General features: G+C 71.8%; 16 protein-coding genes and 1 pseudogene. 9 read left to right on the top strand and 8 right to left on the bottom strand.

All coding sequences use genetic code 11. The features are described 5' to 3' along the window. The first annotated feature begins 37 nt into the window (after nucleotides 1-37). From M3Q23_07410 to M3Q23_07400, 3 genes are read left to right on the top strand one after another with little or no spacing between them, the layout of a single operon-like run. Entirely contained in the window at nucleotides 38-637 is a 600-nt protein-coding gene (locus M3Q23_07410) for a serine/threonine-protein phosphatase (protein ID MDP9341921.1), read from the top strand. Continuing rightward, nucleotides 634-987: an STAS domain-containing protein gene (locus tag M3Q23_07405; protein MDP9341920.1), complete on the top strand. Its 354-nt coding sequence runs from the start codon at nucleotides 634-636 to the stop codon at nucleotides 985-987. The genes M3Q23_07410 and M3Q23_07405 overlap by 4 nt, the downstream gene beginning before the upstream one ends. Then, the gene (locus M3Q23_07400) at nucleotides 974-1,369 is read left to right on the top strand and encodes an ATP-binding protein (protein MDP9341919.1); all 396 of its coding nucleotides are present in this window, start codon (nucleotides 974-976) and stop codon (nucleotides 1,367-1,369) included. The genes M3Q23_07405 and M3Q23_07400 overlap by 14 nt, the downstream gene beginning before the upstream one ends. On the opposite strand, the gene fabI is transcribed toward M3Q23_07400, so the two are convergent. Beyond that, nucleotides 1,366-2,217, bottom strand: a complete 852-nt coding sequence (fabI, locus tag M3Q23_07395) for an enoyl-ACP reductase FabI (protein ID MDP9341918.1) — start codon at nucleotides 2,215-2,217, stop codon at nucleotides 1,366-1,368. The two genes, M3Q23_07400 and fabI, sit on opposite strands and share 4 nt — an antisense overlap. 71 nt (nucleotides 2,218-2,288) lie before the next feature. Here fabI and add point away from each other — a divergent pair, with 71 nt between their 5' ends. Then, nucleotides 2,289-3,299: an adenosine deaminase gene (add, locus tag M3Q23_07390; protein ID MDP9341917.1), complete on the top strand. Its 1,011-nt coding sequence runs from the start codon at nucleotides 2,289-2,291 to the stop codon at nucleotides 3,297-3,299. A 4-nt stretch (nucleotides 3,300-3,303) separates the two neighbouring features. Here add and M3Q23_07385 read toward each other — a convergent pair whose 3' ends face one another. The 3 genes from M3Q23_07385 to M3Q23_07375 all read right to left on the bottom strand — a co-directional run bounded on the left by M3Q23_07385 (nucleotide 3,304) and on the right by M3Q23_07375 (nucleotide 7,372). Further along, nucleotides 3,304-4,101: a class I SAM-dependent methyltransferase gene (locus M3Q23_07385; GenBank protein MDP9341916.1), complete on the bottom strand. Its 798-nt coding sequence runs from the start codon at nucleotides 4,099-4,101 to the stop codon at nucleotides 3,304-3,306. Between the two features lie 64 nt (nucleotides 4,102-4,165). Then, nucleotides 4,166-5,773 (bottom strand): NAD(P)/FAD-dependent oxidoreductase, encoded by a 1,608-nt coding sequence (locus tag M3Q23_07380; GenBank protein MDP9341915.1) that lies wholly within the window; start codon nucleotides 5,771-5,773, stop codon nucleotides 4,166-4,168. A 3-nt stretch (nucleotides 5,774-5,776) separates the two neighbouring features. Next, on the bottom strand, nucleotides 5,777-7,372 hold the full coding sequence (locus tag M3Q23_07375; GenBank protein ID MDP9341914.1) for an NAD(P)/FAD-dependent oxidoreductase: 1,596 nt from the start codon (nucleotides 7,370-7,372) through the stop codon (nucleotides 5,777-5,779). Nucleotides 7,373-7,439: 67 nt separating this feature from the next. Here M3Q23_07375 and M3Q23_07370 point away from each other — a divergent pair, with 67 nt between their 5' ends. The 4 genes from M3Q23_07370 (at nucleotide 7,440) to M3Q23_07355 (ending at nucleotide 12,537) form a co-directional block, all read left to right on the top strand. Next, complete coding sequence (locus M3Q23_07370) at nucleotides 7,440-8,867, top strand: hypothetical protein (GenBank protein MDP9341913.1); 1,428 nt, start codon at nucleotides 7,440-7,442, stop codon at nucleotides 8,865-8,867. A gap of 22 nt (nucleotides 8,868-8,889) precedes the next feature. Continuing rightward, a complete protein-coding gene (locus M3Q23_07365; GenBank protein ID MDP9341912.1) occupies nucleotides 8,890-10,083 on the top strand; it encodes an aminomethyltransferase family protein in 1,194 nt (397 codons plus the stop codon). Between the two features lie 47 nt (nucleotides 10,084-10,130). Continuing rightward, complete coding sequence (locus M3Q23_07360; protein ID MDP9341911.1) at nucleotides 10,131-12,032, top strand: alkaline phosphatase family protein; 1,902 nt, start codon at nucleotides 10,131-10,133, stop codon at nucleotides 12,030-12,032. Nucleotides 12,033-12,099: 67 nt separating this feature from the next. Beyond that, on the top strand, nucleotides 12,100-12,537 hold the full coding sequence (locus M3Q23_07355) for a hypothetical protein (protein ID MDP9341910.1): 438 nt from the start codon (nucleotides 12,100-12,102) through the stop codon (nucleotides 12,535-12,537). A gap of 197 nt (nucleotides 12,538-12,734) precedes the next feature. Here the strand turns inward: M3Q23_07355 and M3Q23_07350 are convergent, their stop codons facing one another. The 4 genes and pseudogenes from M3Q23_07350 to M3Q23_07335 all read right to left on the bottom strand — a co-directional run bounded on the left by M3Q23_07350 (nucleotide 12,735) and on the right by M3Q23_07335 (nucleotide 16,271). After that, a complete protein-coding gene (locus M3Q23_07350) occupies nucleotides 12,735-13,514 on the bottom strand; it encodes a hypothetical protein (protein MDP9341909.1) in 780 nt (259 codons plus the stop codon). A gap of 316 nt (nucleotides 13,515-13,830) precedes the next feature. Continuing rightward, nucleotides 13,831-13,950, bottom strand: a pseudogene (locus M3Q23_07345) (SDR family NAD(P)-dependent oxidoreductase). A gap of 1 nt (nucleotide 13,951) precedes the next feature. Next, nucleotides 13,952-14,875: an LLM class F420-dependent oxidoreductase gene (locus tag M3Q23_07340; GenBank protein ID MDP9341908.1), complete on the bottom strand. Its 924-nt coding sequence runs from the start codon at nucleotides 14,873-14,875 to the stop codon at nucleotides 13,952-13,954. 88 nt (nucleotides 14,876-14,963) lie between these two features. Then, nucleotides 14,964-16,271, bottom strand: a complete 1,308-nt coding sequence (locus M3Q23_07335; GenBank protein MDP9341907.1) for a hypothetical protein — start codon at nucleotides 16,269-16,271, stop codon at nucleotides 14,964-14,966. 200 nt (nucleotides 16,272-16,471) lie between these two features. Here M3Q23_07335 and M3Q23_07330 point away from each other — a divergent pair, with 200 nt between their 5' ends. Beyond that, complete coding sequence (locus tag M3Q23_07330; GenBank protein MDP9341906.1) at nucleotides 16,472-16,894, top strand: hypothetical protein; 423 nt, start codon at nucleotides 16,472-16,474, stop codon at nucleotides 16,892-16,894. Nucleotides 16,895-16,993: the final 99 nt, after the last annotated feature.

Genomic DNA, 16,993 nt, shown 5'->3' with positions numbered 1-16,993 from the left:
GGGAGACGGCAACCAGGTCGGAGGCGACTTCTACGATGTGTTCGACAACGGTGACGGCAGCTGGGGGCTGGTGATCGGCGACGTGTGCGGGAAGGGGCCGCTGGCCGCATCGGTCATGGGGCTGGCCCGGCACACGCTGCGCGCCGCAGCCATGCGGGAACGGCGTCCCAGCCACATCCTGTCGATGCTCTCGGAGGCCGTGCGCAACCAGACCGGTGACGGGCGATTCCTGACGGTGTGCTACGTGCGCCTGCGTCCGAACGGAAAGGCCGCTCGCCTCACCGTATGCTGCGGTGGGCACCCGCTTCCCGCCCTGCTGCGGCGTGACGGCACGGTGGAGACCGTGGGTGTACCCGGCACGCTGCTGGGGCTGTTCGAGGATCCCACGCTGACGGACCGCAGCGTCGACCTCGGCCCCGGCGACGCGCTGATCCTGTACACGGACGGGATCACCGACGTTGCGCCCTCCGCCGTCATCGGGGCGGCCGGGGAACCCGACCTCGCGGAGCTGCTGGCCGGCGCCGAGGGGCTGGACGCCGCCGGGATCGTGGAGCACGCGCGTCGGGAGCTGTCCCGCCGCATCCGCGGAACCCTCCGCGACGACATGGCGATTCTCGCCGTGCGGGTGGAACCGTGAGCGGCACGGAGGTCGACGTCTCCACGAGGAACGGCGACGCCTGGGTGCGGCTGAAGGGCGAGTTCGATCTGGGTGCCGCCGCCGACGTCGAGAAGCGACTGTCCGAGGTCGAACGCGACAATCCGGCCACCGTGGTGCTCGACCTGCGGGACCTGAGCTTCATCGACTCGACGGGGCTCCGAACGGTGCTGGCCGCGGACGCCCGGGCCCGCCGGGACGGCCGGCGGCTCGTGGTCATCCCGGGACCGCAGGCGGTCCACCGGGTGTTTCGAATCGCGCTCCTCGACAACCGCCTCGACTTCGTCGAGGAGCCCGCCCTGCTCGGGGAGGGCGACGATGCCGGGCATTGAGGTCCACCTTCGCTCGACGACCGATTCACCCGCCGAGGCTCGCGACGCCCTCAGGGGACTGTCCCGGGAGCTGCCCCAGCCGCTGGTCGAGGACATTCGCCTGCTGGTCAGCGAGCTGGTGACCAACAGCGTCCGGCACGCCGGCCTGGGGCCGGAGGCCACCATCCGGCTGCGAGCGGACATCCTCCCCGACCGGGTCCGGGTGGAAGTGACGGACCCCGGCCCCGGGTTCGAGCCGGGCCAGGAGTCGCCGAACATCTACCAGGACTCCGGATGGGGGCTGTACCTGGTGGGGCAGGTGGCCACCCGGTGGGGGGTCGAGCTGGACGAGGCCACCAAGGTCTGGTTCGAGATCGATCGCGAGACCGCGATCGCCGGCTAGGGGCGCGGTTCCTCCGGCTCCTCCGGCTCGTCCGCCTCGTCCACAGAACCCGCGTCCACCGGGTCCTCGTCCACCAGGTCCGACCCCATGGCGTGGTACCCCCCGTCCACGTGCAGGATCTCGCCGGTGATGCCGGCGGACCAGTCCGACAGCAGGAACGCGACGGCCCGGGCCACCGGCGTGGGGTCCGACGGATCCCACGGAAGCGGCGCCCGGCGGCCCCACGTACTGGCCAGCCGGCCGAACCCGGGGATGCTCTTGGCCGCCATGGTCCGAAGCGGCCCCGCCGACACGCAGTTCACCCGGATCCCTCTCGGACCGAGGTCCCGGGCCAGGTACCGGGTGATGGCCTCCAGGGCGGCCTTGCTCACGCCCATCCAGTCGTAGATGGGCCACGCCACCGTGGCGTCGAAGTCCATGCTCACGATGGCCCCGCCGTCCGTCATCAGCGGCAGGAACCCCTGGGCCAGCGCCTTCAGCGAGAACGCGCTGGTCCGGAAGGCCACCTGGGCGCTCTCCCACGGTGCCGAGAGGAAGTTCCCGCCCAGGGCGTCCTGCGGGGCGAACGCGATGGCGTGCAGGAACCCGTCCAGCCGGCCCCATCGCCGCTCCATCTCGCCGGCCACCGCCTGGATGTGGACCTCGTCGTTCGCGTCCATCTCCAGGACGTCCACCGGCGTGGGCAGGCGCCGCGCGCTCTTCTCGGTCAGCCCCATGGCCTTCCCGAACGAGGTCAGCAGGACCTCCGCCCCCTCCCGCTGAGCCACCTCCGCCGCGGCGAACGCGATGCTCTGGGGCGTGAGCACGCCGGTGACCAGCAGGCGCTTTCCCTCGAGCAGGTTCGGCATCTCCTCCGATGCTACGGGCTGGGCGCGGGGCGCCGCGAATCCGCCGCTCCGATGCGCTTGAATGGCCGCTCGTGGACCTTCGCGGCCTGCCCAAGATCGACCTGCACCGCCACCTGGAGGGGGCGGTCCGGCTCTCCACCATCCTCGAGCTGGCCCGGGAGGCCGGGGCGCCGCTCGCGGCGGGGACGCCCGAGGACCTCGCCCCGCTGGCCCAGGTCCTGGCTCCGATGGCGTCGCTGGAGGAGGTGCTGCGGTACTTCCGGGTGGCCCAGGAGGCGTTCCGGACCCTCGAGGCGGTCGAGCGGATCGCGTTCGAGGCGGTGGAGGACCTGGCGGCCGACAACGTCCGCCTGGCCGAGCTGCGGTTCTCGCCGGACTTCCTGTGCCGCACGGCGGGGCTGGACTGGGACGCGGCGTTCGGGGCCATCCTGGCGGGGACGGCGCGGGCCCGAGCCGCGAACGACGTGGCGGTGGGGTTCATCGCCATCGTCAGCCGGGCCTACGGGATGGACTCGGCCCGCCGGACCGTGGAGTTCGCGCTCCGGCACCGGGAACGGCTGGTGGGCTTCGACCTGGCCGACGACGAGATGGCCTGGCCGCCGCAGCTGTTCGTCGAGGTCCTGGCGCCCCTTCGGGACGCCGGCATGCCGCTGACGGCGCACTACGGTGAGGCCGGGCCGCCCTCGTATTCGCGGGAAGCCATCGAGGTCCTGGGGGTGGCCCGGCTGGGGCACGGCTGTTCGGTGGCGGAGGACCCCGAGGTGGTCGCGCTGGCCCGGGACCGGGGCGTGGTCCTGGAGATGTGCCCGACCTCGAACGAGCGGACCGCGGCGGTCCCCAGCCTGGCCGAGCATCCGGCCCGGCGGCTGCTCCACGAAGGGGTCCGGGTCACGCTGAACACCGACGATCCGGGACTGTTCGGGATCGACCTCACCCACGAGCTCGAGGTGGCCCGGGACGTGCTCGGCTTCGATCAGGCCGATCTGGCGGCGGTGACCGGAAACGCCCTCGAGGCAAGCTTCCTGTCTCCGGAGGTCAAGGAACAGGCGCGCCTGGCGCACTTCGGATGGCTGGAATCGTGAGACGTCAGCCCGCCGCGGGCTTGCGGAACACGTAGGTGGGCCAGGCCGAGAAGAGCGTCGCCGCCGCCCGTCCCCGAAGGCCGGACCGCGTGGACCACACCCCGACCGGCTCCAGGCCCGTGACTCGGCGGACCTGGCGGATGAACGTTCCCGGGCTGGCCTGGTGGATCCGGGCCCCATCGACGTCGTCGAACATCGGGTGCAGCACCGCGCCGGTGCGCAGGTGGCGCAGCCGGAACCGCCACAGCTGACGCGACCGCGTGGCCCGGGGGGACAGGATCGTGCCGATCGGGTTGTGCGAGGAAGCCACGAAGACGCCGCCCGGCCGAAGGACCCGGTGGATCTCGGCCAGCGCGTCGACCCGCCCGGACATGGATCCGATCATGTCCAGCCCGTTGTAGGCGAAGACGACGGCGTCCACGGACCCGTCGCGAAGCGGCAGGGCCCGAGCGTCGCCTCCGAAGATCTCGACGCGCTCACCGTTGCCGGCGGACGCCCGCGCGGCCTGGAACTCGGCCAGCGCGTCCAGGTTGAGGTCGCAGGCCAGGATCCCGATGCCCCGGAGGGCCAGACGGCTGGCCACCCTTCCGTTCCCCGTCCCCAGGTCGAGGACGAGCATCCCCGGTCGCAGGAACCGTCCGAAGATGACCGACTCCGCCCGGAACAGCTCGAAGTCGCGGGGCCGGTACGCGGCGACGTTCGACCGTGTCTCGTCGGCGTCGGCGTCGGCGTCGGGCGCGGCGCCGGCGGGCCCGGGTCCACCGGCTGCTCTCGAGCCTCGAACGCCGATGCCGTATTCCACCCATCGATCATCGGCGGCCGAAGGCGCGGAGTGAGCCTCGACGGCCCTCTTTCATACGGGGTTCTTACGCGGGGCGGGTGGCGCGGCTCCGGCCCGGAGCCTTCCTTCGCCGCCGGTCGGCCAGGACCTCGCGAGCGGCGTTGGCGCCGGGCCCCCCGGTGACGCCGCCGCCCGGATGCGCCCCGGAGCCGCACAGGTACAGGCCGGGGACGGCCAGCCGGTACCGGGCGTGCCCCAGCAGCGGCCGCCACGCGAAGAACTGGTCGAGCCCGGGCTCGGCGTGGAGCGGGTGCCCTTCGGTGAGGCCGAACTCCCGTTCCAGGTCGGCGGGCGTCGCCACCCGGCGTGCCGTGACGCTGGAGCCGATACCGGGGGCGTACCCCTCCAGCACGGCCAGGACCAGGTCCCCCAGGGACTCTCCGCCACCCGACCACGTGCCCGCTCGGAGGTGATACGGCGCACCCTGCACCAGGACCCGCATGCGGTGCCGGCCTTCGGGCTCGAGCGCCGGGTCGGTCAGCGTGGGGATGGTGGCCTCGAGGAAGGGCTCCTCGGCCATTCGCCCGTACTTCACGGCGTCGTGGGCCCGTTCCAGGTGGTCCAGGCCCGGCGCAAGGACGATCCGTCCGGCCAGGCGCCGATCGTCGCCTCGGGCCGCCGGGAACCGGGGAAGCCGGTCCAGCTCCAGGTCCACGTGCGCCACCGCCCCGGGGGCCCGGATGTTCCCGGCCCGCCAGACCAGGGTCGGTCCCAGCTCCACGGGGTCGACCAGGCCGAGGAGGGTCCGCTTGGGGTCGAGGCCCGAGACGACCACCGGCGCGTCGATCTCCTGGCCCGAGGCCAGCGCGACGCCCCCCACCCGGCCGCCCTCCGTTCGGATCGCGGCGACCTCCGCGCCGCACCGGACCTCCGCGCCGAAGGACCGCGCGGCGTCCACCAGCGACCGGGCCAGCGCGGGCGGCCCGCCCCGGACGAACGTCGATTCCCCCGCCGCTCCCCCGCCGCTCCCGGCCGAGTCCATGAGGAGGACGGCGGCCGTGCCCGCCGACCGGGGTCCCATAGCCGTGAACCGGACCCCCCGGGAGGCCACCGCGGCCCGGAGCGCGTCGTCGTCCAGTTCCTCCTCCACCAGGTCGGCCACCGACATCGGGAGGACCCGGGCCAGCTCGCGGATGGCCCGCGGGTTCCCGAAGCCCCGGAGGGCCCGCCCCAGACGCAGGCCGGTGAAGGCGTCCGCCAGGGACGGGCCGGACAGGTTCGGCGGCGTGGCCACCGCCAGGTGGGCCAGGAAGCTGGCCAGGGCCCCGATCTTCCGGTCGAACCCCGGGTAGGCGGGTCCGTCCTGGCGGGAGCGTGCGCTGAGCTCGTCGGCCGTCCTGGCCGGGTCCGCCCACAGCGTCACCGCGCCCCCATCCGGCTGGGGGGCAAACACGCGGACCTCCGGGCGCAGCAGCTCCAGGCCGAGGGACTCCAGCCCGAGGTCCCGGATCACCGACCGCCGGAGCCGTCCCACCGTCCCGGCCAGCGCCGCCGCACCGCCGGCTTCCTCCCGGCGTTCCAGCACCAGTGTCCGCAGCCCCGCTCGGGCCAGGTACGCCGCGCACACCAGCCCGTTGTGGCCGGCCCCCACCACGACCACGTCGAAGCCGCGGGAGTCCCCGGAGGCCACCACGGATCAGGCCGCCCCGGACCGGGTTGCCCGGAGCAGCTCCAGCGCCGCGCTCCGGCCGGGCGCGCCCATGATGCCGCCGCCGGGGTGCACGGCCGAGCCGCCCAGCCACAGGTCCCGCACCGGCGTCCGGAACCGCCCCCACCCCGGCACGGGCCGCCCCCAGAAGAGCTGCTCCAGCGACAGCTCCCCCTGGAAGATGTTTCCCTCGGTGAGCCCGAAGTCGCGCTCGATGTCGAGCGGCGTGAGCACCTGGCGGTGCAGGATGAGGTCGCGGATGTTCGGGGCTCGCTCCGCGATGGTGTCGACCACGGCATCGCCGAAGGCGTCCCGCCGCGCGTCGTCCCACTCGGCGCCGTCGGCCAGCCGGTACGGCGCGTACTGGACGAAGCAGCTCATGACGTGCTTGCCGGGCGGGGCCATGGACGGGTCCACCAGCGTGGGGATGACCATGTCGATGTACGGGCGCCGCGAGAACCGCCCGTACTTGGCGTCGTCGAAGGCCCGTTCCATGTAGTCCACGGAGGGGGAGAAGCTGACGGCCCCCCGGAGGTGCTCGCCTGGACCGGGCAGGCAGGTGAACGAGGGCAGTCCATCCAGGGCCAGGTTCACCTTCCCCGACGATCCCCGGAACCGGAACCGGCGGACGTCGGCCTCGAAGCTGGGGTCCAGGGTCCCCGGTTCCATCAGGTCCAGCATGGTCCGGCGGACGTCGACGCTCGACAGGACGGCCCGGGCCGCGATCTCCTCTCCCGACTCCAGCACGACACCGGTGGCCCGATCCCCTCTGGTCAGGATCCTCGAAACCCCTGCGCCGCAGCGGATGTCGGCGCCGGCGGCGCGTGCCGCGGAGGCGATGGACTCGCTGATCCCGCCGGTTCCTCCCTTGGGAATGCCCCACGCACGGAACGCGCCGTCGATCTCGCCCATGTAGTGGTGCAGCAGGACGTAGGCGGTGCCGGGCGAGCGGATCCCCTGGAAGGTTCCGATGATGCCGGACGCGGACATCGTGGCCACCAGCGGGTCGGTCTCGAACCACTGCCCCAGGAACTCCGCCGCGCTCATCGTCATCAGCTGGACGAACGTGGCCTGATGGCGCTCCGGCAGCTGGGCGAACCGGCGGGCCAGCCCCAGCACCGGCAACCATTCCCGCGGATTCAGACCCCCCGGGTCGGGTGGCACGGTGGACAGGATCGGCTTCACGAACCGGGCCATCTCCACCATGAGATGCCCGTATTCGTCGTAGGCGTCGGCGTCCATCCGCGACCATCGCCGGATCTCCCGCATGGTCCGGCCGTGGTCGTTCACCCGCCACAGGTAGTCGTCCTTCAGCGGGGTGAACGTGCCGTCCAGCGGCAGGATCTCCAGGCCGTGCTTCGGCAGCTCCAGCTCCCGGACGATCTCCGGGCGCAGCAAGCTGACCACGTAGGAGGCCACGCTGAACCGAAACCCCGGGAAGACCTCCTCGGTCACGGCGGCGCCGCCCAGGACGTGGCGGCGCTCCAGCACCAGGGTGCGAAGGCCCGCCCGGGCCAGGTACGCGGCGGCCGTCAGCCCGTTGTGGCCGCCCCCGATGACCACGGCGTCGTAGCGTTCCGGCATGGTGACGCGCACTCTACCGGAGGCTCCCGGGCAATCCCCCCGCCGTCGCGTGCCCGTACGTTGGGACGTGAGACGGGGAACGGGGGTCCTGCTCGCGGCCGTTCTCCTGGCAGCATGCACCGGCGGGCAGGGGCCGCCTCCGCCCGGCCATCGTCCGTCCGTCTCCCCCAGCCCGGTCGCCTCCGGGTCCACCTCCGGAGGGCCGCACCCGGCCTCCTGCCAGGCGGCGCCCCCGTACGCGAACCCGGCCCAGGGGCGGCCCCGGTACACGCTCGGGGTCAGGCTGGACCTCGCGCGGGGCCACGTCATTGGCAAGGAGTCCGTCACGTTCACGCCCGACCTCCCCACCGGCCGCCTGGTGTTTCGCCTGTGGCCGAACGCGCCACCGCAGGCCGCGGAAGGAGCCCACCTTGCCGTCGGCCGCGTGCAGTCAGGTGACACTCCGCTGGCGTCCCGCCTCACCGACCCGACCACGCTCGAGGTGACCCCGCCGGCCCCGCTGGCGGGAGGCCAGAGCATCACCGTCTCCATGGCATTCACCCTGAAGCTTCCCGGGGCCGTCCTGGACCGCCTCAGCCACGACGGCTCGACCGTGCTGCTCGGCTCGTTCTTCCCCGTCCTCCCCTGGGTGGACGGACAGGGATGGGCGCTCGACCCCCCCACCACGACGCTTGCGGAGGCGTCGACCGATCCGACCGCCGACTTCGACGTGACCATCCGCCTCCCGAAGGGACTGGAGTTGCCGCACGGAATCGAGATCCTCGCGACCGGTGAACGGGATGGCCCCAGCCACTGGACCGCGACGGCCGTGCGCGACTTCGCCATCGCCGTCGGCAGCTTCAAGACCGCCACGAACGTGCTGTACGCCCCCGACCCGATCACGGTGACGGTTGGCATCGAGCGCACGGTGGCCGCGCCGCCGCCCGCCCAGCTGCTCGAGCGCATCGACGAGACCCTCGGCAGCCTCGCCAACCACTACGGCCCCTACCCGTGGAAGTCCTTCTCGCTCGTGCTGGTGAACGTGCTGGAGCGCAGCGGGATCGAGTACCCGAACCTGGTCTTCGAGGGCGCCCGGGGGATCGACCGGGTGACCACCCACGAGATGGCCCACCAGTGGTTCTACTCGCTGGTCGGGAACGATCAGGCCCTCGACCCGTGGCTGGACGAGGCCCTCGCGACGTGGGCGGCCGCGCAGATCGACGGCTACCTTCCGTTCATCCAGCAGCAGCCCATCCACGGAGTCGCCGAGAACCATGTCGGCTCCCCCATGGCCTTCTGGGACCACCACTCGCGCGCGTACGAGCTCGGCGTCTACTTCCGCGGCGTCCAGGCGCTGGCCTCGCTGGGCTCGCCGGACCTGATCGACTGTGCACTTCGAACCTACGTCGCGCAACGGGCGTACCAGGTCGCCGTCCCAGGCGATCTCCTCGACGCCCTCGACGCCGTCATCCCCGACGCCACCGCGAAGCTGGCCTCGTTCGGCATCCACCCCTGACGACCTGAGAGAATCCCGCACCGTGAGCACCGGGACCGCGTTCCACGAACGGACGGGGCCGCTCAACCGCAAGATGCAGTGGCGGGAGTGGGCCGGCTACTGGTCGGCCATCTCCTACGCCGACCACCTCGACATCGAGTACAACGCGATCCGGGTGGCCGCGGCCCTCATCGACGTGTCGCCGCTGTACAAGTACATGGTCACCGGCCCCGACGCCGGGCAGCTGATCGACCGGGTCGTCGTCCGGAACGCCTTGAAGCTCGCCGTGGGGCAGGTCTACTACACGTGCTGGTGCGACGAGGACGGGAAGGTCGTGGACGACGGCACCATCACTCGTCTGAGCGAGACCACCTACCGGTGGACGGCGGCCGACCCCACCCTGCGGTGGATCCGCCTGAACGCGACGGGCCTGGACGCCGACGTCCAGGAGGTCACCGAGACGACCGCCGCCGTGGCGCTCCAGGGGCCGCTGTCGCGAGCGGTGCTGGAGGCCGCCGCGGGAGAGAGCTTCGCCGATCTGCGGTACTTCCGAGGACGGCCTGCCACGCTGGGCGGCGTCGAGCTGTACGTGACCCGAACGGGGTACACGGGCGACCTCGGCTACGAGCTGTGGATCGAGGCCCAGGACGCGGTCCGGGCTTGGGACCACCTCATGGAGGTGGGCGGTGCGTTCGGCCTCCGGCCGGCGGGATTGAACGCCCTGGACCTGGTCCGCCTGGAGGCGGGCCTGATCCTCCTGGAGGTCGACTACACGAGCTCTCGCCACGCCGTGATCCCGGAGCAGGCCTATTCACCCTTCGAGATCGGCCTGGGGCGGCTGGTGGACTTCGAGAAGCCGGCGCCGTTCGTGGGCCGGCTTGCGCTGGAACAGGAACGAGACGCCGGCGGGGCGCCCCGGCGGCTGGTCGGACTGGAGATCGACTGGACCGGGGTGGAGCGCCTCTACCAGGACCAGGGGCTGTTCCCGGTGTTCGAGGGAGCCGCATGGCGCACCCACGTGCCGGTGTTCTCGGGAAGTCGGCAGGTGGGGCGGGCCACCAGCGGCACGTGGAGCCCCATCCTGAAGAAGAACATCGCGCTGGCGCAGATCGAGGCCGAGCGGGCCGAGCCCGGAACACGCCTGGAGATCGAGTGGACCGTCGAGGCCCGCCGTGGCCGCGCCGCCGCCATCGTGACTGCGCTGCCGTTCTTCGACCCACCCCGCAAGCGCGCCTGAACCCCTCCAGACCATATCGACGGCAGTTCTCGCATCCGGCTGAGACAATGGACGGCGCAGTGCGCCTTCGAACTCCCTCCCCGCTCGCGCTGGTGCTCATCGCGGTCGCCGCGCTGTTCGGCCTCTCCTTCGGCATCGCCTTCGCCGGCAGTGTGGTCATGGCCCTGGGGATCGGGATCGCCGTGCTGGGGGCGCTGGCCTGGATGGCGTGGCGGCGGACCACGTCACGCGAGACGGACCTGTCCCGCCGGAGCTTTCTGGTGGGCGTGGGGGCCGCCGGGCTCGGCGTGGTCGCCGCCGGCAGCGGCATCGGGCGGGTGGCCGAGCGGCTGGCGCGTCCCGACCCGGGGCCGGCGATCGCCCAGATGGCCCGCCGGGTGGGCGCGGAGAGCATGGAGCTCGTCCGGCGGGGGCACTTCGCCGGGCGCTCGGGAGAGCTCCAGCTCGTGCTGGCCCCGTTCAACACCGCGAACTACTCGTTCGAGTCGCTGAAGCTGGAGCCGAAGGACCCCCGGAGCAGTCACGCCCTGTCCTGGGGATACACGGAACGCATCCCGATCGTGGCCTACGCGCCCGGGCTGGTGAGCAAGGACGACCGGACCGAGCGGGTCACGCTGGCCGACCTGGCGCCGTCCTCGGCCCAGCTCATGGGGTTCGACTTTCCGGCTCGGGACGGCTCGCCGCTTCCCGGCCTGCCCGGTCCGACGAAACCACCCAAGGCCATCGTCACCTTCGTCATCGACGGCGGCGGGTGGAACGTGCTCTCGCACTGGCCAACCGCATGGCCGAACCTCCGGGCCCTCATGGGCAAGGGGATGGTGTACCGCAACGCCATCATGGGCTCGTTCCCGTCGGTGACGGCGTGCGCCCACGCCACCATCGGCACGGGCGCGTTCCCGAACGGGCACGGGATCTCCGGCCACAGCGTCCGGCGGAACGGCCACATCGTGAAGGCGTGGGGCGACCCGGGCCAGGCCGACCCCACCTTCCTGCTGCTTCCGACCCTGGCCGACGCCTGGAGCGAGCACACCGGCCGGAAGGCCTGGATCGGCGAGATCGGCTACCAGATCTGGCACCTCGGGATGATCGGGCACGGGGGCAAGCGCCCGCTCGGCAAGCTGCCGGTCGCGCTGTACTACGACGAGGACCACACGAAGGACTGGCGGTCCCAGAACGAGCACCTGTACCGGCTCCCGGACGGCTCTCCCTCGCGGGACCAGCTGTCGTCGTATCTGCGGACCTACTTCGGCCCCGAGCGCGGCGCCGAGCTGGACAAGGCGGCCGGGCGGAAGGTGTGCTGCTCGCCGCCCATCATCCGGTACATGGGCGACGTGATCGCCGCGGCCATGGACAACGAGGGGGTCGGCACGCACGATGCGACCGACCTGCTGTACATCAACTTCAAGATGCCCGACTACACGGGGCACGTGTACAACATGCTCTCGATCCAGGAGAAGATCGCGCTCCAGGCCGTGGACCGGGAGCTGGGCCGGCTGGTGGCGACGTTGGAGAAGCGGTTCGCGCCGGGCGAGTTCGTCCTGTTCGTGACCGCCGACCACGGGCAGTGCCCGCTGGTGGACGTCGCGGGCGGAGTTCGCCTGGATCCGATCCAGCTGGCCGACGACATCAACCACGCGTTCGGCCGGTCGGTGTGGCACCTGGTGGAGGACGTCCGCCCGTCCGAGGTCTACCTGAGCCGGAAGGCCCTATGGGACGGCGGCGTCACGGTCGACGACATCGCCGCCTTCCTGTCGAGCTACCGGTACGGCAACAACGTGGGCCCCTACGTCCCTGGGAGCCTGGTCGAGCAGTCGCGCCTCGACCAACCGGAGTTCGCCGGCGTGTTCTCCACCGACTACATCCAGAAGCTCGATCTCTCCGCGGTGGCCCGGCTCGGCAGTGGCACCTTCGACCGCGCCGACCCCGGCATGCCCACCGTCACCTGGTAGCCGGCTGAATCTCCCTCTCTGCGTGATCGGGCGTACGTTGACGCGGAGGATTGCATCGGAGGCCGCCATGTCGACGCGCTGGATGCGCTCAATCGTCCTGCTGGTCAACGTCGTCGGCGTCGGCGCGTGCTCCGCGGCGGCGCCGTCACCCAACATCCACGGGGTCATGGTGTTCCATGTCTCGAAGGGCGGATGCGGCAGCTGCTTCTCCACGCCGGTTCCGATATCCGGGATCGTGGACGTGCTTGGGCCATTCGACGCCACAGAAGTTCGTGATCACCTCAACGTGCCATGTTGCGATGCCACGGAGACGTCGGTCGTGGCGACCGCCCTGGTCGATCGACAGGGCCATTTCTCGCTCGCGCTCCCACCGGGACGCTACGTGCTGGTAGGCCATCCGCCGCACGAAAACCGGTATCTGGACTTGAGCCAGACCCGTGTCCTCATCGTCCCGACGCACCGCGTGATGAACGTTCGACTGGTGCTCGACGAGTACCTGCCGTAGAGGTCTCACGCCGGACCAGCGGTAGCCGGGGCGCGACTGCTACCGGCCCGTGACAGCGTGCAGCGCGGCCAAGACAAGGGGAGCCGTCGACGCTGCCACGACGACTCCGACCTGTCGGCCAACGATCGCCACCCAGACGACGGTTCCGAGGATGATGGCCAGCCAGCGCAGGGGTAGCCGGTCGTCGGCGCGGCGGTTCACGCGGCGCCCGCCAGCCGGAGCCGCTTGCTCCGACGGAGGTGGACGAACGGCGGCTGGAGCGTGTGCCGCTCCACCACCGCGAATCCGAGCGGCGCGGCTGGCGCGACCTTCCGCTCCCGGCGGGTGACCAAGAGCCCGCAGCGCCGGAGTTCCGCGATCCCTCGGCCCGCGCTGTCGGCCGAGACCCCGTACCAGGGCTTCACACGTTCGATCGGCAGGACGAAGTCGGCCGGGAGGGAAGCGGCGATGAGGAGCATCGCCTTCGCCGCGTGAGAGAGCTTCCGGTGCCATCCGTCTGTCCAGTACTCGACCGGGAGCCGCAGGTAGATCTCGCGCGGGTCGCCCTTTCTCCCGGGAGGCTGGTAGTCAGCGCCTGAGCCGTCCTCCCGGAGGGAGGTGACCTTCAGTAGTCGGCCCGCCCGAGCCTTGGCCACAAGCCGGTGAGTGTTCGCCAGGCGTGACCACCTCTGGGAGACCGCCGCTGCCCCGCTGTCGCGCGCGGTCGCCAGGCCGAGGGCCCTCGCGAATATTCGGGCGTCGCGGACCACGTCGTACGGATGCGCTGTTGCCAGCGCTCGATGCAATAGGAACAGATCGAGGGCCCCCTCATCGTGGCGGCGGAGAAGAGCAGCGGCGGGCCCAGGAACCGGCCGACCCTGGGAGCCGGCCTGTACGAAGTCTCGGCGGATGGGCACGAAGCCGCGGCGCTTCGACTGGCGGATGAGCTCCGCCACCGTCTCGTCCGGCGTGGCGATGGGCATGTCGCGCTCTTCCATGTCCTGGTGTTCGTGCCCTTTTCGAGCGCGAACGCAGGTGGCACGGCGGACCGGACTCAGTTCCCTTAACGCCGGAAGGGCCGCGCCGAGGAACGGCTTCCGCTCGGCCCGCGGACCGGTCGGCTACGCGGCAGCGGTCGCCCGGGTCTCACCGTCCACACGGCGGCGTTGTTGACCAGCACGTGCATGGGGCCGGACGCTTCCACCGCCGCGGCCGCGCTGTCGGGCTCCCGCACGTCGAGCCGCACTCCGACCGCCGCCCTTCCGCCAGCCTCCTCGATCTCCTGTGCCACGGCGGTGGCGGCCTCGACGTCGAGGTCCCCACCACCACCCTCGCGCCGGCCTCGGCGAGCAGCTCGGCGGTGGCCCGCCCGATGCCGTTTGCGGCTCCCGTCCGCAGGGCGGTGCGGCCGGATAGATCGATCTCGACGGTCACGTCACGCTTCGAGCAGAGCTGGGGCCAACTCCCCGAGTTGCCGCAGCGCCACGTCCGCGGGGTCCTCGGCCAGCGCTTGCACGCAGACGTGATCGGCGCCCGCGTCGAGGTGCTCCCGAACCCGCCCGTACACGGCCTCCACGTCGCCCCACGCCACGATGGCGTCGACCAGCCCGTCGCTGCCGCCCCCCTGCAAGTCCTGGTCGCTCCATCCGAGCCGCCGGAGGTTGTTCGCATAGTTATCGAGCTTCAGGTAGCCCTCCATGTACGCCCGCGCGATCCGCCGGGCCGGATCCGCGTCCGGCTCCAAGACCACGGCCAGCTCGACCGCCAGCACGGGCTCCGGACCGAGCGCCGCTCGCGCTCCGGCCGTGTGCTCGACCGGGACGAAGTAGGGGTGGGCCCCCTCAGCCCGTTCCGCCGCCAGCCGGAGCATCCGGGGGCCCAGGGCCGCCAGCAAGCGGGGCGGCGGCTCGGGGGCGTCCACCACCGAATAGCGGGCCTCGTCCATTGCGCCGAGGTACTCGCGCATCCGGCGGTAGGGGCGCTCGTAGCGGTGGACCCCTCTCCGCTCGACCGAGGGCCCGTGGCTGACCCCGATTCCCAGCACGAACCGGCCTGGAAAAGCATCGTCCAGCAGGCGAGCCCCGTTGGCCATGGCCATCGGGTCCCGGGCCCAGATGTTGGCGATTCCGGTGGCCACCACCAGGCGCTCCGTGGCCGACAGGAGCAGCGAGGCATGGGCCATCACGTCCTTGCTGCCCACGCTCTCGGGGATCCACAGGACGGGGTAGCCGAGCGCCTCGATGCGCCGAGCGGCCTCGCGTTCCTCGGCCGTCCGGAGGCGGTCGAAGGCGAAGCTCCACACCCCCACCCTTCCGATCGCATCCCGCAGCCGGGCCCGGCGATCCGTGCGGTCGCTCATATCGCGGCCATCTTCCCCGGAATCGGGGGCGGGCGCGACCGAACCTCTGAGGCCACGCGAGCCTGTGCAGCGGGACGGAACCGCGACGCTACGACGTCAGTGAGCCGACGTACAGGTAGGCCTGGGAACCGGGCGTCCGGAGGATCCGCACCGAGCGGCCTGTGGACAGGTCGAGCTCCTCCACGGCGCCAGGCATGGCCACGTACAGGTTGCGGCCCTCGCTTCCGAACCCGAGGGCCGTGACCGGCCCGGAGGCCGTCCATTCGTGCTCGGGCCGCATGGTCCGCGTGCGGAGCACCTCCACGCGATTCCCGGCCGCCACGACCAGCGTGCGCCCATCCGAGCCCACCGCGGCGTGGACCTGGCCGCCTCCCAGCGCCGAGAAGTCGGCCTTCGCGTCGCGAACCACCTTCATCCGCCTCGTGTCCATCACCGCCACGACACCTCGCTGGGTGTCCACCACGTAGAGGGACCGCCCGTCGGGCGACAGGGCCAGGGCCTCGTGAACCGGGTTCCCGTCCCCCAGAGCCCGGGGAAGCCCGACGCACTCCGCCCATCCGTCGTCGAGGCTGAGCGTGTGGACGAACGCGACCGGCGTTCCCGCCTTGGCCTGCATGGGGTCGTACTCGCGCGCGTACTCGGCAGGCTGGCTCGTGTACAGCGTGTACAGCCGGGCGCCGTTGGGCGCGGGCAGCTGCATCAGGCGGGTGCCCGACATGGTCTCCACCGGTGACTTCAGCCGGCCGAACACCGGGTACACCTCACCCTCGTCCAGGTCGAGACGGGTGACCCGGTAGGCCACCGGATCGATGGCCGGCACGTACTTGATCAGGAACAGCCCCGTGTTGTCCGCGGAGAACGCCTCGGGCTCGAAGTTTCCCTTCAGATGGAACCGCTTTGTGTGGAAATAGCCCGACGGGTTCGTCACCACGATGGTGGTGGAGGCGCGATCCTCCGGGATCCACGGGTTGGCTCCCGGCGGGAGCGGCGCCATCAGGGCAACCCGGGAACCGTCGGGCGACACCGTCCGCACGGCCAACTGGCCGGCCACTCGGGCCGTGCCCACCGACTCCCCGGAAACGTCCCGAGTCACCCGGACCACCGTGGCGTCACCGGTGGTGGTCGCGGTGGCCGTGGCCAGCATGGACCAGTCCCCCAGCGCGGGGACGCCCACGCCGGCGAACAGCTCGGATCCGGTCCGCGCGTCCAGCACGGCGGCCCCGAGCGGCGAGCCCAGCACCAGCAGCTCCCTGGGTTCCGCAACGGGCGATACCGCGGGAGTGGCCCCGTCGCGCGCATCCGGACGCGGCGCTGCCGGCCCGCCCTGCGTGCCCGGTGTGCAGGCCGCCACCGCCACGGCCATCCCCGCGACCAGCACCACCCATCTCGCCCGCATGGACCTGCCCTCCTGCTCGGAAACCACCGACCGTCCACCTCATCTACCGCCCGACGGGCCGATCGGTTCCCTCCCCCAGGTCGCTGTTCTGGGGTCGGCCCACGCCCGAGTCCACGGATTCCCGTGGTTCCTCCGGGGGCCTCGGCGCCTAGCGTGGCCATCGACGGAAGGCGTACAAGCCGCGACGAAAGGAGGGCGCCATGGCCGTCAACGCACAGGTGCAGACGCTACCGAGGAGGGGGGTCCCGCTGTCCCCGCTCGGGATGGTGGTGCTGTCGGTGATGCTTGCCGCGGCAGTCGTGATGGGGGTGCTGGTGGGCCGGTGGACCGCCCCGTCGACGACCGCAGGGCAGCAGGCAGCGATCACCGCTCCCGGATGGGCGGCCGAGGCCAACTCGGCCGGGTTCACCGGACGGCTGGGGTTCGAAGCCCCGCTGCAGGTGATCGGGAGCGACGGGTGGCAAGCGGATGCGGAGGCTGCCGGGTTCACCGGCCGGCTCGGCTTCGCCACCGGATTCACGGGACGGCTTGGGTTCAGCACTCCGATCCAGGGGCCGGCGTCGGGCTGGGAAGGGGCCGCCAAGGACGCCGGGTTCACCGGACGCCTGGGAACCGAGGGCTGAGGGCCCGCCGAACGGCTTGGCCACGGTCCTCACCGGTGCGCGGCACACCCTTCCTGCCGGTGGGGACCGTGGCCAGCTTCACACCGAATACCAGAAGGG

This window comes from Actinomycetota bacterium, assembly GCA_030774015.1.
GTDB lineage: Bacteria > Actinomycetota > UBA4738 > UBA4738 > JACQTL01 > JALYLZ01.
This window is presented reverse-complemented; position numbering and strand designations above follow the sequence as displayed.

What these genes read in the sequence shown, in the direction of transcription:
- M3Q23_07335 (MDP9341907.1), bottom strand. Translation starts at nt 16,271, where the DNA reads ATGCGGGCGAGATGGGTGGTGCTGGTCGCGGGGATGGCCGTGGCGGTG.
- M3Q23_07400 (MDP9341919.1), top strand. Translation starts at nt 974, where the DNA reads ATGCCGGGCATTGAGGTCCACCTTCGCTCGACGACCGATTCACCCGCC.
- fabI (MDP9341918.1), bottom strand. Translation starts at nt 2,217, where the DNA reads ATGCCGAACCTGCTCGAGGGAAAGCGCCTGCTGGTCACCGGCGTGCTC.
- M3Q23_07360 (MDP9341911.1), top strand. Translation starts at nt 10,131, where the DNA reads ATGGACGGCGCAGTGCGCCTTCGAACTCCCTCCCCGCTCGCGCTGGTG.
- M3Q23_07330 (MDP9341906.1), top strand. Translation starts at nt 16,472, where the DNA reads ATGGCCGTCAACGCACAGGTGCAGACGCTACCGAGGAGGGGGGTCCCG.
- M3Q23_07340 (MDP9341908.1), bottom strand. Translation starts at nt 14,875, where the DNA reads ATGAGCGACCGCACGGATCGCCGGGCCCGGCTGCGGGATGCGATCGGA.
- M3Q23_07355 (MDP9341910.1), top strand. Translation starts at nt 12,100, where the DNA reads ATGTCGACGCGCTGGATGCGCTCAATCGTCCTGCTGGTCAACGTCGTC.
- M3Q23_07350 (MDP9341909.1), bottom strand. Translation starts at nt 13,514, where the DNA reads ATGGAAGAGCGCGACATGCCCATCGCCACGCCGGACGAGACGGTGGCG.
- M3Q23_07375 (MDP9341914.1), bottom strand. Translation starts at nt 7,372, where the DNA reads ATGCCGGAACGCTACGACGCCGTGGTCATCGGGGGCGGCCACAACGGG.